This window comes from Sediminibacterium sp. C3, assembly GCF_000508085.1.
GTDB lineage: Bacteria > Bacteroidota > Bacteroidia > Chitinophagales > Chitinophagaceae > Sediminibacterium.
In genome coordinates this window covers 2,470,806-2,486,361 of record NZ_KI669560.1, presented here as the reverse complement: position 1 = coordinate 2,486,361, position 15,556 = coordinate 2,470,806, and the positions used below count along the sequence as shown (strand labels likewise).

General features: G+C 41.8%; 12 protein-coding genes and 1 pseudogene. 4 read left to right on the top strand and 9 right to left on the bottom strand.

The genetic code is table 11. The features are described 5' to 3' along the window. Window positions 1-7: 7 nt before the first annotated feature. From F777_RS0111500 to miaA, 3 genes are all read left to right on the top strand, one after another. Window positions 8-1,426: a CCA tRNA nucleotidyltransferase gene (locus tag F777_RS0111500; RefSeq protein ID WP_026752167.1), complete on the top strand. Its 1,419-nt coding sequence runs from the start codon at window positions 8-10 to the stop codon at window positions 1,424-1,426. A gap of 63 nt (window positions 1,427-1,489) precedes the next feature. Further along, window positions 1,490-2,068, top strand: coding sequence for an IS1096 element passenger TnpR family protein (locus F777_RS0111495; protein ID WP_026752166.1), 579 nt, complete (start codon window positions 1,490-1,492; stop codon window positions 2,066-2,068). Then, window positions 2,004-2,966: a tRNA (adenosine(37)-N6)-dimethylallyltransferase MiaA gene (miaA, locus tag F777_RS0111490; RefSeq protein ID WP_235785948.1), complete on the top strand. Its 963-nt coding sequence runs from the start codon at window positions 2,004-2,006 to the stop codon at window positions 2,964-2,966. Before F777_RS0111495 ends, miaA begins: the two co-directional genes overlap by 65 nt. Window positions 2,967-2,968: 2 nt before the next feature. Here the strand turns inward: miaA and murB are convergent, their stop codons facing one another. The 9 genes and pseudogenes from murB to F777_RS18625 all read right to left on the bottom strand — a co-directional run. After that, entirely contained in the window at window positions 2,969-3,991 is a 1,023-nt protein-coding gene (gene murB, locus F777_RS0111485) for a UDP-N-acetylmuramate dehydrogenase (protein ID WP_026752164.1), read from the bottom strand. Between the two features lie 2 nt (window positions 3,992-3,993). Then, window positions 3,994-6,447, bottom strand: coding sequence for a replication restart helicase PriA (gene priA / locus F777_RS0111480; protein ID WP_037369410.1), 2,454 nt, complete (start codon window positions 6,445-6,447; stop codon window positions 3,994-3,996). 16 nt (window positions 6,448-6,463) lie between these two features. Next, window positions 6,464-7,222 carry a lysophospholipid acyltransferase family protein gene (locus tag F777_RS0111475; protein WP_026752162.1) on the bottom strand — a complete coding sequence of 253 codons (759 nt, stop codon included), beginning with the start codon at window positions 7,220-7,222 and terminating at the stop codon, window positions 6,464-6,466. A gap of 30 nt (window positions 7,223-7,252) precedes the next feature. Next, window positions 7,253-8,695, bottom strand: coding sequence for a glutamate synthase subunit beta (locus F777_RS0111470; protein ID WP_026752161.1), 1,443 nt, complete (start codon window positions 8,693-8,695; stop codon window positions 7,253-7,255). A gap of 5 nt (window positions 8,696-8,700) precedes the next feature. Then, on the bottom strand, window positions 8,701-13,227 hold the full coding sequence (gene gltB / locus F777_RS0111465) for a glutamate synthase large subunit (protein WP_026752160.1): 4,527 nt from the start codon (window positions 13,225-13,227) through the stop codon (window positions 8,701-8,703). A gap of 143 nt (window positions 13,228-13,370) precedes the next feature. Beyond that, entirely contained in the window at window positions 13,371-14,180 is an 810-nt protein-coding gene (gene ispE, locus F777_RS0111460; protein WP_026752159.1) for a 4-(cytidine 5'-diphospho)-2-C-methyl-D-erythritol kinase, read from the bottom strand. A gap of 18 nt (window positions 14,181-14,198) precedes the next feature. Beyond that, window positions 14,199-14,792: a bifunctional nuclease family protein gene (locus tag F777_RS0111455; protein WP_026752158.1), complete on the bottom strand. Its 594-nt coding sequence runs from the start codon at window positions 14,790-14,792 to the stop codon at window positions 14,199-14,201. Between the two features lie 35 nt (window positions 14,793-14,827). Further along, on the bottom strand, window positions 14,828-14,968 hold the full coding sequence (locus F777_RS18630; RefSeq protein ID WP_201767609.1) for a DUF3817 domain-containing protein: 141 nt from the start codon (window positions 14,966-14,968) through the stop codon (window positions 14,828-14,830). Between the two features lie 82 nt (window positions 14,969-15,050). Continuing rightward, a pseudogene (locus tag F777_RS18625) lies at window positions 15,051-15,131 on the bottom strand (hypothetical protein); the annotation flags it as partial. Between the two features lie 52 nt (window positions 15,132-15,183). Here F777_RS18625 and F777_RS0111445 point away from each other — a divergent pair. Then, on the top strand, window positions 15,184-15,528 hold the full coding sequence (locus F777_RS0111445) for a cupin domain-containing protein (RefSeq protein ID WP_026752157.1): 345 nt from the start codon (window positions 15,184-15,186) through the stop codon (window positions 15,526-15,528). Window positions 15,529-15,556: the final 28 nt, after the last annotated feature.

Below are 15,556 nucleotides of genomic sequence, written 5' to 3'. Positions count from 1 at the left end.
TGCAGCAATGATGATTTCGTTTACTGAAAAGGAGGAAGCTGTTTTCAGGCAGATAGGCGCACTTGCAGATCAAATGGGTATTCCCTGTTACCTGATTGGTGGTTTTGTAAGAGATAAGATTATTGGAAGGAATACCAAGGACGCAGATATTGTTTGTCTGGGAGATGGGATTGAACTGGCGCATTTATTTGCGGCTCAGTTAGAACCACAGCCAGTTGTAGCTTTTTTTAAAAATTTTGGAACTGCACAGGTAAAGTGGGCAGATTTTGAGATTGAATTTGTGGGAGCAAGAAAGGAAAGTTACCAGCAAAATAGTCGTAAGCCACAGGTTTCAGAGGGAACATTGGCCGATGATCAGAACCGAAGGGATTTTACCATTAACGCAATGGCCATTGCATTGAATGCAGCTGAGTTTGGAATTTTACTGGATCCTTTCAATGGGATGGATGCCATTAACAGGAAGTGTATTGAAACACCACTTGCACCTGTTCAAACCTTTAGCGATGATCCGCTACGTATGTTGCGTGCTATTCGTTTTGCCACACAACTTAATTTCAGCATTGCGCCAGAAACTTTCAATGCAATTGGAGAGAATGTGCATCGCATGAAAATTGTGAGTCAGGAAAGAATTACAGATGAGTTGAACAAAATCATGATGAGTGCCCAACCTTCTATTGGTTGGGATTTATTGTTCAAATCGGGCTTATTGAAGGCCATTTTTCCACAGATGGTAGATTTGCACGGAGCCGTGTATATTGAAGGAAAAGGGCATAAAGATAATTTTTATCATACCCTGCAAGTGTTGGATAATATTGTTCCGCATACAGATTCGCTCTGGTTGCGCTGGGCAGCACTCTTGCATGATATTGGCAAACCAGCTACCAAAAAATTTGAAGAAGGTCATGGCTGGACTTTTCATGGACATGAAGTGGTAGGTGCAAGAATGGTTCCTAAAATTTTTTCCAAATTGAAACTGCCATTGCATGAACCCATGAAATATGTGCAGAAACTGGTGCTGCTGCATTTACGCCCCATCAGTTTAACCAAGGAAAATATAACCGATAGCGCTGTAAGAAGATTGTTGTTCGATGCGGGAGAGGATATTGATGATTTAATGAAGTTATGTGCTGCAGATATTACCAGCAAGAACAAACAAAAAGTACAGCGGTATCTCCAGAATTTTGAGTTGGTAAAAGAGCGGATGTCAGAAGTGGAAGCCAAAGATCAGCTGAGAAACTGGCAGCCTCCCATTACCGGGGAGCTGATTATGGACGTATTTGGATTAAATCCGGGTAAGCAGGTAGGGATTTTAAAGGATGCCATCAGAGAAGCCATCCTGGACGGGATTATCCCCAATCAACTGGAAGCAGCCTATGCCTTTATGTTAGAAAAAGGAGCGGAATTGAACCTGAAACCCGTTAAATAATCGCTATTTTGCACCTTTGTTACGAACAATATTCATTAAGCACTAATCAATAAAACCGGCGGAATGGCAATTTTAAAATTTAGAATATACCTGGAAGAGGATGATGCAGTATACAGAGACGTGGTAATAAAGCATACACAGTATTTTCTTGATTTGCATTTTGCTATTTTAAAGGCTTTTGAGTTTGATACCAAACACCAGGCAACCTTTTACAGAAGCAACGACAACTGGTTAAAGGGAAGGGAAATAAGTTTTGAAAAATACAATAAGGCCTATCGGGTAGATCCTTTGTTGATGGCTGAAACAACCATTGGTTCTGAAATTCAGGATGTAAACCAGAAATTCATTTACGAATACGATTTTACCAAGGGTTGGACGTTTTTAGTGGCCCTGATTAGTGTGAATAAAGAAGAAAATCCCAAACTAAGCTATCCTTCTGTTACCCGGGTGGAAGGTATTGGTCCACAGCAATACGGTACTAAAAGTTTGTTGGGAGATAAGTTTGCTGATATAGAGGAGAAGTATGATCTGAACGAAGCCACAGAGGGCTTTGGCGAAGAAGGGGAAGAAGCTGCCAGTGAAGCGGACGGAGATGATGATGGATTTGGTGGTGAAGAACAAAGAGACGATTTTGAAGACTAAACCTACCGTATACATAGTTGCAGGCCCAACGGCTGTTGGCAAAACAACATTCGCTATTGAACTGGCAAAGCGCCTGGGTACTTCTATCATTTCTGCAGATTCCAGACAATGTTTTAAAGAACTGTTGATTGGTGTGGCAAGGCCCAGTGATGCTGAATTGACTGCAGTAAAGCACTATTTTATTGCAGATCATTCCATTAGTGAAAATTTGAATGCCGCTTATTTTGAACAATTTGCACTGCAAAAGACCGATGAATTATTGAAGCAACACGGAGCTGTTGTGATGGTTGGGGGAACCGGATTGTATATCAAGGCTTTTTGTGAAGGAATCGATCCCATGCCAACCATTGATCCTGCCATCCGGGAATCCATTATAGCATCTTACGAAGCCAAAGGCTTGATTTGGCTTCAATCTGAAATTAAACACAGAGACCCGGCTTTCTGGGATGTGGCTGAGCAAATGAATCCACAGCGTTTGATGCGCGCATTGGAAGTATTAAATGCAACCGGTCAATCGATTCTTCATTTCAGAAATGCCACCAAAAAAGAACGACCCTTTCGCATAATAAAAATTGGTTTAGAAATGCCGATGGAATTACTGACCAAAAGAATTCATCAGCGGGTAGATGAAATGGTGGCGGCCGAATTGTTTGAAGAGGCAGCTTCTGTAATAGATTATCGCAATCAAACTGCTTTGCAGACAGTGGGGTATAAGGAAGTATTTGATTATATGGATGGCAAAATATCCAAAGAGCAGGCCATAGAACAAATTAAAATACATACCCGCCAGTATGCCAAGCGCCAGTTGACCTGGTTTAAAAAAGATCCGGAATTTGTTTGGTACAATGCAGGTGTTCTTCCAATGGAAAACATACTATCGCGAGTGATTGAAGGCTAAGTTTAGTAAATATTCACTTCTCTCTCTAAAAGGATTCCGAATTTCTCCTGTACACTCTCAATAATTTCGCTGGACAATGCATAGATTTCAGTGCCAGTTGCTTTTCCATAATTTACCAATACCAATGGCTGCAGTGGGTAACATCCTACGTCTCCATTTCTAAATCCTTTCCAACCGGTTTGTTCTATCAACCAGGCAGCCGGCACTTTGGTCATGAACTTATCGTTGCCTGGAAAACCAGGAATCCCAGGATATAATTTCTGAAGTGCTTCATAAAAGGTTTGATGGATGATTGGGTTCTTAAAAAAGCTGCCGGCATTACCAATCTTGTTAGGGTCAGGTAATTTGCTTTGACGAATCTGAATGACTGCCCTTGCAATGGCTTCAATGCTCAATTCCTTTACACCCATTTGTTCCAGTGCCTGTTCAATATTTCCATAACTAACTGTGAACTTAGGTTGCTTCCTTAATTTATAGGTAACTGAAACAATCAGGAACTGATTGCGCAGCGATTGTTTGAAAATACTTTCCCTGTATCCGAATTTACATTGGGCATGGGAAAAAGAAACCATTTCCCCATCGGGTAAATGCAACGCTTCCAAACTTTCAAAAACGTCTTTTATTTCAACACCATAAGCCCCAATATTTTGCATAGGAGAAGCACCCACATTGCCAGGTATCAGGCTTAGATTTTCAATTCCCTGGTATTTATTGTTAACACAATACTGCACAAAGGAATGCCAGTTTTCTCCTGCCATCGCTTTGATGTAAACAAAGTTGTCATCTTCTTTTATTTTGCTGATGCCCTTTACATTATTCTGTAGAACCAGTCCGTCATAGTCATGGGTAAATAGTACATTGCTTCCGCCACCCAATATTAGCAATCGTTGTTGTTGTATTTTATTCCATTCTAATATTTCTTGTATTTCGTTTAGGCTATCTGCTGATACAAAATGTCTGGCCAAAACATCTACCCCAAAGCTGTTGTGGGTTTGCAAAGAAAAATTAGATGCTATTTTTTTCATTTTTAATAAACAGGGTCGGTGTTTGGAATGATATGAACAGATCTGTAACGCTGATTCGTGTGCAATATGAGCATTTGCTGCTGTATGGCTCTTTTGCAGGATAGAACCGTATTGGCGTCTTTGGGTAATTTAATCAATAATTCCCAAAGGTATTGGTTCCGGATTCTGTCTACAACCGGTTGAGAAGGGCCATTTATGAAATTACCGTATAAAGAATGCAGCCCTTGTTTCATGATATGGGCAGCTTCTTCTGCAATCTGTTTATCCTTGTGTTTAAAAATAATTTGAATCAATCTGGTAAATGGGGGATAATGGAATTCTTTTCTATTGCTAATTTCAAATTGATACAATCCTTGATAATGGTGTTGTTGTACAAAAGGAAGTACCGGATGATGCAGATTGCTAACCTGAACCAGTACTTTGCCCAGTCCATCTTTTCTGCCTGCTCTTCCGCTAACCTGTTCCATCAACTGATAGGCCCTTTCATTAACCCGGAAGTCAGTGAAGTTTAAAATGCCATCGGCGTCTACAATACCTACCAGACTTACTTTTTCAAAATCAAGTCCTTTTACTACCATCTGCGTACCAACCAGTATGTGAATCTTATGTTGCTCAAATTGTTTAATGAGATTGTCGTGATCGTGTTTGCCACGGATGGTATCATAATCCATTCTTGCAATTACGGCTTCCGGAAAAGCTTCTGCTACCAGTTCTTCTATTTTTTCTGTGCCAAAATTTTTCTGAATAAAATGATGGCTGCCACAGGCATGACAGGTTTGAAGCAGGGGATAGATGGTGCCACAGTAATGACAGGATAATTTATGTTTAGCTTTATGAAAAGTAAGGGTAACATCGCAATGATTACAATGCGGTATCCATCCGCAGGTATCACAGAGCAGATAAGGAGCATAACCTCTTCTGTTCTGAAAAAGTATTACTTGTTTCTTGTTGTTTAATGTTTGCTGAATAGCAGCCAGCAGTTCATCGGACAAGGGCTTTGCACTTCTTTCTTTTGCAGGTATTTTCTTCAGATCAATCAGTTGAATTTCAGGGAGTGCCACATCTGCAAATCTTTCTGCTAAAGTTACCAGGCCATATTTCCCCTGTTCAACATTGTAGTAGCTTTCAATGGAAGGGGTTGCCGAACCCAACAATACTTTTGCTTTGAACAGAGAAGCATAATAAATGGCAGTATCACGGCTATGGTATCTGGGTGCAGGGTCCTGTTGTTTGTATGAGGCATCGTGCTCTTCATCGCAAATAACCATTCCTAAATTATGGAAGGGCAAAAACAAGGCAGATCGGGCACCCAATACTACTTTCGTTTCACCAGAATTTATTTTATTCCAGATCTCGACGCGTTCATTTGGGTTGAATTTGGAGTGGTAAATGGCAATATGCCCTCCCAGACTTTTCTGTAATCTGCGGATCATCTGAGCCGTTAATGCAATTTCCGGTAAAAGATACAAAACTTGTTTTCCCAGTTGTATTTGCTCTTCAATCAACTTCATGTACAACTGTGTTTTTCCACTGGCAGTAATGCCGTGTAACAAACAAACAGATTTGCTTTCAAAACTTGAGCGGATTTCTTCCAGTGCTTTTTCCTGAGCAGGGGAAAGGGTAAAGTCTAGTTGCAAGAGTTTGGGAAGAGAAGGCAGTCTATCAGCATTTCTTTTTTCAGCAATCAATATTCCCTTCTCAATTAATCCTTTTAATTGTGCCGCGCTTGCACTGGCTTTTTTCAGCAATTCAGGCTGCGTAACAATGCCGATTGTGTTTTTTAAATGCAAATAGGCCAGCAGCAATTCCATTTGTTTGGGTGCCCTGCTCCAGTTGTTTAAAAGTTGTTCCAGCTGTTCTTCTATTGCATACTGTGGATGCAATAAAATATAAGTCTCTGTTTTTTGCTTGTATTTTTCCTTGAGTTCCTCCCAAACATAGCAAACTCCTTTCTCTACCAGCTTTTTTACAACCGGGTATGTGTTATGCGTATCGAGTAATTGCTGAACTTCGCTGATTTTTAATTCGCCCTTAATCTCCAATGCTTCAGCCACAATAAATTCAGCATCGGTTAGGTCGCTGAAATCAAGACTTCTTTCTTCGTTCCATTGTAAGATACTTTCGCTGGACAATTTTAAATTGGCAGGAATAGCCGCCTGCATCACTTCCCCTTCAGAACACATATAGTATTGGGCAATCCATTCCCAAAGCTGTAATTGTTCGGCGTGTACAACCGGTTGTGTATCCAGAATATTCAGTACCGGAGCGGGATGTAAGCCATCAGGAATTTCGGTCAGTACTTTTTTTACAATCCCGGCGTATCGTTTGTTTTTTCTGAGTGCTACTTCCACCCGAATGCCCGGAGCAATGGATTCCTGAAATTGTTCAGGCACCTTCCATGTATAGTTTTTAGGCAGGGCAAGGGGAATAATCACTTCAACAAACAAAGGCTTCATTACAGCAAAAATACAGCTATGGCGTTGGATAACTATTATATCGTTTTAATCCTGCTTCCATGATTTTATACACACGGTCTTTCAAAGCCGGTAGGTCTGCCATAGTTAGTCCTTTAACGGGAACTTCCTCCAGGTAAACCACCCTGTTCTGTCCGGGAGTCATTTCAAAAACAGACCGATAGTGCAACCTTTTCAATGTGTCCACCAGCAATAAGGGCTTGATTGGGGTTTGTGTTTCAATAGCAATTCTGAAAGCACCATCAAAGAAGGACTTCAGTGGTTGCCGGGTTTCATTAAATGTTCCTTCAGGAAAAATAATAATAGAGATATTGTTTTTGATAGCTGCTTTTAAGGCTCTTACACTTTGTGCTCTTTTGGTGGCATTTTGCCTGTTTACCAGAATTACCGCTGCTTTATAAATCCAGCCAAAAACCGGCACTTTAATCATTTCATATTTGCCCAATGCCCTTATTGGCTGATGAATCGCCAGCACGATAGGGGGGATATCCATATAAGAAATATGATTGGCTACAAAAATATATTGCCTGCTGGTATCATGAGGATGTTCGTATATTTCATCGTGCACTACTCCAATGGTATAATACCATAGTTGTGCCCACACACGGCAGCAACGGTATACCAGGTTGCCACCCCTAATTTTACCTGCTGTTGCCGCCAGCATGGCAAAAGGAAATACCAGCAGCATTACGATGATAAATGTGATTAGTGCGTAAATGGAAAATACAAACAGTAGTCCTTTCTTAATCATTCCCATAAGGGCAAAAGATATAAAACCCTTAAAGGATTACCAAATATTCGCTGTCCCTGTTAAAAAGGAATCCACTTTTTTGGCACATTCCCTTCCTTCACTAATTGCCCAGACTACTAAACTTTGCCCTCTTCGCATATCTCCTGCAGTAAATACCTTTTGGATATTGGTCTGGTAGGTTTTTTCAGTTGCTTTTACATTGCCCCTTGCATCCAGTTCAATTTCAAGTTTGTCCAGTAAGCCTTCTTTTTGGGGGCTCACAAATCCCATGGCCAGTAATGCCAGTTCACAGGGGATTTCTTTTTCTGTTCCGGGTATTTCCACAAAGCCTGCCGCTTTTCCTTCTTCATTAATCTTCCACTCGAGGTTCACGGTAACCAGAGCTTTTAAATTGCCTTTTTCGTCACCGATGAATTTTTTGGTAGCAATGGCCCATTCTCTGTTGGCACCTTCTTCGTGGGAAGTAGTGGTTTTTAAAATAAAGGGATATTGCGGCCAGGGCATGTATGGGGTTCTGCTTTCAGGTGGTTTCGGCATCAATTCAAACTGCGTTACGCTGGCTGCTTGCTGACGATTGGAGGTTCCAATACAATCACTTCCTGTGTCTCCGCCACCAATCACCACTACATGTTTGCCTGTGGCAACAATGGGCGCAGCATCAAAAGCAATCTCAGCCACTCTCTTGTTCTGTTGTTTTAAAAAGTCCATGGCAAAATGTACGCCATTGAGTTCTCTGCCTTCAATTGGCAAGTCTCTGGGAATAGTAGCACCACCCGCAAGTACTATGGCATTGTATTCTCTTAAGAGGTCATTAATACTGATTTTAACACCCACATTGGCATTGCATTTAAACTGAATGCCTTCCTCTTCCAATAAGGCGATTCTTCTTTCTACCACCCATTTTTCCAGTTTGAAATCGGGAATGCCGTATCGCAAAAGACCACCGGGTTTATCGTCTCTTTCAAAAACAGTAACCTGATGACCTGCATAATTCAGTTGTGCGGCTGCTGCCAGCCCTGCGGGTCCTGATCCGATTACAGCCACTGTTTTGCCGGATCGATACACCGGTTTATAAGGTTGTACAAAACCTTTTTCAAATGCAATTTCAATAATATGTTTTTCTATTTCTTCTATGGCAACCGGAGGTTGATTGATTCCCAGTACACAGGCTGATTCACAGGGCGCAGGGCAGATGCGTCCGGTAAATTCTGGGAAGTTATTCGTAGAAGAAAGGATCTCATAGGCTTCTGCATAATTCTTCCGGTATACGGCATCGTTGAACTCCGGAATCACATTGCCCAACGGACAACCATTGTGGCAAAAAGGAACACCACAATTCATGCAACGGGCACTTTGCTGATTCAAAGTTTCTTCCGGCATGGCAGCAACAAATTCCTTATAATGTTTTACTCTGCTTAATGCAGACTCTTTTGCAGGAGCTGCTCTCTCAAATTCTAAAAATCCGGTGGGTTTGCCCATAACTATTATTTTAATACAGTGCTGTTTTGTTTTTTCTCTGCCAATACTTTCTTGTAATCGGTTGGAAATACTTTAAGAAATTGTGATAACTGGTTATCAAAATCTTTAAGGATAAATGCAGCGACACTGCTTTTTGTATACCTGTAATGTTTTTCAATCATTACTTTCAATACAGCAGCATCCCCTTCATCCAACGGATCCAACTCAATCATTTCCATATTGCAATTAGAGGCAAAGGTTTTAGCAGGATCATAAGCGTAAGCAATACCTCCACTCATGCCGGCCCCGAAATTTCTTCCGACAGAACCCAGTATGACAGCAACACCGCCGGTCATGTACTCGCAACCGTGATCCCCAATTCCTTCTACTACAACTTTGGCCCCGGAATTTCTTACAGCAAATCTTTCTCCTGCTTTTCCTCTGATAAAGGCTTCTCCTGAAGTAGCACCATATAAAGCCACATTCCCGATAATACTGTTTTGTTCTGCAACAAATCCTGCTTTGGCATCCGGGTACACAATCAGCTTAGCTCCACTCAATCCTTTACCGAAATAATCGTTGGCATCTCCTTCCAATTCCAGGGTAATACCATTGGTGTTGAATGCGCCAAAACTTTGACCAGCTGTGCCTTTGAAGGTAAAGTGCAGGGTGTCTTCGGGTAATCCTTTGCTCTTGTATACTTTGGTGATTTCATTGGAAACAATAGTGCCTACCGTTCTGTCTGTATTGATAATGGAAAAAGATGCTTGTACTCTTTCTCCCTTCTCAATAGCAGGTTTGGCTGCTGCCAGTAATTTCCAGTCCAGTACTTCACTCAAACCATGGTCCTGTAATTCTGATGCAAATAAACCTGTTCCATCCTGAGCGGGTTCCTGAAATAAAATTTTAGACAAATCCAATTGGGTGTATTTCCAATGTTCAATATCTGTTCTTTGTTGTAAATAGGAGGATTGACCAATCATTTCATTCACGGTTCTGAAGCCGAGTTCTGCCATGATTTCACGCAATTCCTCTGTAATGAAACGGAAGAAGTTAACCACATGATCCGGATTACCGGTAAAACGTTTGCGTAAGGTTTCATCCTGCGTAGCTACACCCACCGGACAGGTATTGAGATGGCATTTTCGCATCATGATACAACCTTCCACAATGAGTGCTGCAGTGGCAACACCCCATTCTTCAGCGCCCAATAAAGCTGCAATGGCAATGTCTCGACCTGTTTTCATTTGTCCGTCTGCCTGCACCACAACCCTTGTACGCAATTTGTTTTTTACCAGGGTCTGGTGTGTTTCAGCCAGTCCTAATTCCCAGGGTAATCCTGCATGTTTTACGGAGCTTACCGGAGATGCACCGGTTCCTCCGTCGTGTCCTGCAATCAATACCACATCTGCCTTGGCTTTAACCACACCTGCTGCAATAGTGCCCACTCCGGCTTTTGATACCAGCTTCACATTGATGCGTGCAGCGCGGTTGGCATTTTTTAAATCAAAAATCAACTGTGCCAGGTCTTCAATGGAATAAATATCGTGATGGGGTGGAGGAGAAATTAAACCAACGCCAGGTGTGGCGTGTCTGGTTTTACCAATCCATTCATCAACTTTGTGACCGGGTAATTGTCCGCCTTCTCCTGGCTTGGCACCCTGTGCCATTTTAATCTGAATTTCATCAGCTTCAGTTAAATACAGAGAAGTAACGCCAAAGCGTGCAGAAGCTACCTGTTTAATAGATGATCGCATGGAGTCTCCGTTGGGTAATGGAGTATATCGGATTTCATCTTCACCACCTTCTCCTGTATTGCTTTTTCCTCCCAGTCTGTTCATGGCAATCGCCAAAGTGGTATGTGCTTCCCAGGAAACAGAACCGAAAGACATGGCACCGGTTGCAAAACGCTTATAAATATTTTCTGCGGGTTCAACTTCATCAATAGAAATGGAAGGGCGATGGCTTACAAATTCAAACTGGCTTCGTAAGGTGCAGGCATGTTCACTCTGGTTATTGATGAGCGCGGAATATTTTTTGAAAATGCTATAATCGTTTTTCCTTGTTGAATCCTGTAATAAGTGAATGGTTTGTGGATTGAACAAATGGAATTCACCTTCTCTTTTCCATTGATATACGCCACCCACCGGAAGCCTGTCGATTACTTTATTTTTCTTGCTGAAAGCAAAGAAGTGTTTTGCTAAAGTTTCTCTTGCAATCTCATCCAGCCCCATTCCTTCAATGCGGGAAGTAGCGCCTGTGAAATACTGGTCAACTACTGAACTGTTGATGCCAATGATTTCAAAAATCTGTGCGCCCTGATAACTCTGTAAAGTAGAAATTCCCATTTTGGAAAACACTTTCAATAGTCCTTCATTAACAGCTTTGATATAGTTTTTCTTTAGTTTTTCAACGTCCAGATCCGTAATGAGTTTCTGCGACATTTTCATGTCTCTGATAGAAGACAATGCCAGGTAAGGGTTGATGGCAGTAGCGCCAAATCCAATTAAACAGGCAAAATGATGTGTTTCCCATACATCTCCTGCTTCTACAATAATGCCCACCTGACCTCTGTATCCTTTTTTAATTAAGTGATGATGCACGGCTGCTGTGGCGAGTAAAGAAGGAATAGGAGCGTGTTCAGAATCAATGGCGCGGTCGGTTAAAATAATCACTTCAAATCCATCCTGAACTGCATCTACTGCATAACGGCAAAGACGATCAATCCCCGCTTTTAAAGAGCCTGGCTTTCCATCGGCCCTGAAATACATTTGCAGGGTTTTGGCCTGAAATACTCCCGTATCGATGCTTCTGATTTTTTCCAGTTCATGGTTATTCAGAATGGGATGCTGCAAAGCCACACTGTGACAGGCCGTTGCTTCTTCCACCAGGAGGTTTCCGTTGCTTCCTGCAAAAGTGGCCAGAGACATCACCATTTTTTCGCGAATAGGATCAATCGGGGGATTGGTTACCTGTGCAAACAATTGTTTGAAATAAGAGCTCAGGTGTTGTGGCTTATTGCTAAGCACTGCCAGCGGTGCATCGTTGCCCATGGAACCAATGGGTTCTTTTCCATCAATGGCCATGGGAGCAATAATAGTATCAAGGTCTTCGGTTGTATAGCCAAAAGCTTTCTGGTATTTGAATACCTGATCGTGTTCCAGATGCGTGAACATTACACGCGGTTCGGGTAGTTCTTCTAATCGGATTTTGTATTTATTCAGCCACTCGGCATAGGGTTTCTGCGAACAGATTTTTTGTTTGAGTTCTTCGTCAGAAATGATTCTTCCCTCGTTCATGTCTACCACAAACATTTTACCCGGTTGTAGTCTTCCTTTCTCTTTTACATTGGCAGGGTCAATAGGTAACACGCCTGTTTCAGATGCCATGATGACTCTGTTGTCTTGTGTGATGGTGTAACGGGAAGGCCTTAGTCCGTTTCTGTCTAATGTGGCACCAATCATTTGTCCGTTGGTAAAAGAAATAGAAGCAGGTCCATCCCAGGGCTCCATTAAACAGGCATGGTATTCATAAAAGGCTTTCTTAACAGGATCCATGCTGTCATTGCCGTCCCATGCTTCCGGAATCAGCATCATCATTACATGTGGTAAGGAACGACCTGTTAAAGTGAGCAGTTCAATCATATTGTCCAAACAGGCAGAGTCGGATTGCCCGCTGGTAACAATCGGAAGAATCATGTCCAGTTCTTCTTTGGTAAATGCTGGCGTAGTAAATCCTTTTTCGCTGGAACGAAGCCAGTTCAGGTTTCCCTGAAGCGTATTGATTTCACCATTGTGTGCAATGTAGCGAAAAGGCTGCGCCAGTTTCCAGGAAGGAAAAGTGTTGGTGGCAAAACGGGAGTGAACCAATCCGAATGCCGATACCATTCGTTTGTTGTTCAGGTCGGTAAAATAATGTCGAACCTGATGGCTGGTTAACTGTCCTTTGTATATAATGGTTCTGGAAGAAAGTGAGACAATGTAAAATCCAATCTCATCTTTTTTTATCGTGTTGTTGATGGTATGTGAAGCATAGTTGCGAAGAATAAATAGTTTTCTTTCAAATGCCTCGTTGTCCTGAATATAATCGGGGCAGGCAATGAAAACCTGTTCCATACAAGGTTCAACCGATAGGGCAGTAGGGCCAATATTTTCTTTGTTAACAGGTACTTTGCGATAAGCTATGATTTCCAGACCCAGTTTTTCTGCTGCGCGATTGAATATGTCTCTGCATTCTTCACGAAGGCCGACAGATTTAGGAAAGAAAATCATGCCGACTCCGTACTTTCCGGCATCCGGTAAATGTTTGCCCAACTGAATGCATTCGTCGAAAAAGAATTCATGCGGAATCTGAATCAGAATACCTGCTCCATCCCCTGTATTGTTTTCGCAACCACAGGCACCACGATGTTCCATGTTTTCTAAAACCGTTAAAGCGTCTGAAATGTGCTGGTGACTTTTGTGTCCATTGATATTGGCTACGAATCCTATGCCGCAGGCATCGTGTTCAAATGCGGGATTGTAGAGGCCTCCATTGTTTTGGTTACTAAACATTTAGTCCAGTTTAAACGTGGGTTAATAATGGCGGCAATCTGAACTAAATTAAAGAAAAATGACAGAAATAAAAAATAATATTTAAACTAATGGCTGTTAGTGTGAATAAAATCTAATAAAAACAATATTATATTAGAAATTATTTAAGATGCTATGTAAACGCTTCCTTTGAAATGCGCTTTTACAGAAGAGGCTGGTTTATGGTTGAACAGACCAAAAAGAGTGGATCCGCTTCCGCTCATAGCTGCATAGCTTGCGCCTAATGCATACAGCTGATCTTTGATTTCCTGAATGGCAGGGTATGCTTTAGCGATGGGCGCTTCAAAATCATTGCTCAATGAATCTTTCCATTCATCAACAGGAGACTGAATAATCGCCAACAGATCTTTCCCGGAAGGGCCAGGCGTAATTTGTTCAAATGCCCATTTCGTATTCACGTGAATGCTCGGATTTACCAGCACAAAATACCAGCCGGATAAATCGAGAGAGACAGGCTGTAAAATTTCCCCTCTTCCTGTTGCATAACAGGCTTGATTGAGAATAAAAAAAGGACAGTCACTGCCCAGTTTTGCGGCGTAGGCAATAAGTTGCTCAGTACTAAGTCCGAGTTTGTATTTGTTATTGATTAATTGCAAAGCAAATGCGCCATCAGCACTTCCTCCACCCAGACCAGCGCCCATGGGAATGATTTTGTGCAAATGCATTTGCACAGGTGGCAGATCTGGAAAGTCATTTTTTAAAATATGGTAGGCTTTCAAACAAAGATTGTTGTCTGTAGCGCCGGGAATGTGGAGTCCTGTAGATTGAAAGGAAACAGCATCAGCTGTAATCATTTCAAGCATATCCGTCAGGGCAACCGGATAAAAAACAGTTTCCAATGAATGAAAGCCATCCGGTCTTTTACCCGTGATATGTAATCCAAGATTTATTTTACAATTGGGAAAAACAACCATAAGGTTTAGTGCAAAGCACTATTTTCTTTTTTTCAATTCATCACGAATGGCAATGGCTCTGATATAATCTTCCTGCTCCAATACTTCATTCAGCAAATGATTGAGCTCTTCAATGTTCAGGGAACTTAAATCGGAACGATCACTGCTGCCGGCAGGTTCTTCCATGCCCACTGCTTCCATTTTTGGTTTGGGTGTTCCGCCTTCTTCCAGGGCAATGCCTGCAGATTCCAGAATAGTATCGTAGGTAAATATAGGACATCCAAAACGTACTGCTAGAGCCAGAGCATCACTGGTTCTGCTATCAATTTCAACGGTATCGTTATCGGTATAGCATACCAGTTTTGAATAGAAAATTCCTTCCTGTAAATCGTTGATGATAATCTCCTGCAATTCTACCCCAAAGGCATTCATGAAGTTCTTCATCAGGTCGTGGGTGAGGGGTCTGCTGGGGTGCATATTTTCCAAAGCCACCGCAATGGCCTGTGCTTCAAAACCACCAATTACAATCGGTAAACGGCGAAGTCCGTTTACTTCTCCCAGCACAACCGCATAAGAATGGGTCTGTGTAATGCTATGTGAAAGCGCAACAATTTCCAGTTCAATCTTCTTCATAGTGGTTGCTAAATTAACTTAAAAAAGTGAATGATTTATGCCCGCTGCTGTTTCTTCAGCCATTTATCAAAATAGAAAGTTCCAAAAGGGAAGAATGCGGCCAGAAATACGTAGATCAGGTAGCGGAATGGCCAATTGGACTGCTCTTTCACCCATAAGGCCAAAGCCAGATACATTACAAATAGAAGACCGTGTGCCCAACCCGTATATTACGGCAAGCGGATAACCTGCCAGGTATTTTAGCGGCATGGCAATCGCCAATAAAACCAGTAATGAAATTCCTTCTGCATAACCCACTGCACTGAAAAGTGGATGGTTTTGCTTTATTGTTTTTTGCATGGCGGCAAATTTACCCAAATTTTTATGCATATTACGAAGCTAAATACCAGATATGCCTTTATATAATATTCATGATATTCCTTCCTGTAATTTAATAGAAGGTTACGATGCACAGTTTATCCATACAGCAGAAGCCACTTACTCTCATGTGAAAGCCAAAGCAGGAGCGGTTTTGCCGAAACATTCGCATCCGCAGGAACAGGTGTCTTATATACTGGAAGGAAAATTTGAACTGACTGTTGAAGATGTACCGTATGAGCTAAGCCCTGGTCAGGTTTTTGTGATCCCCTCCAATGCCTTACACAGTGGAAGAGCAATAACAGATTGTTTTATACTCGATGTCTTCACGCCTATGCGTGAAGACTATCGAGAAAAAGGTGGGATTCAGTTGGGGTAGACGCTTTTGTAAAAAACGCCCATTGAAT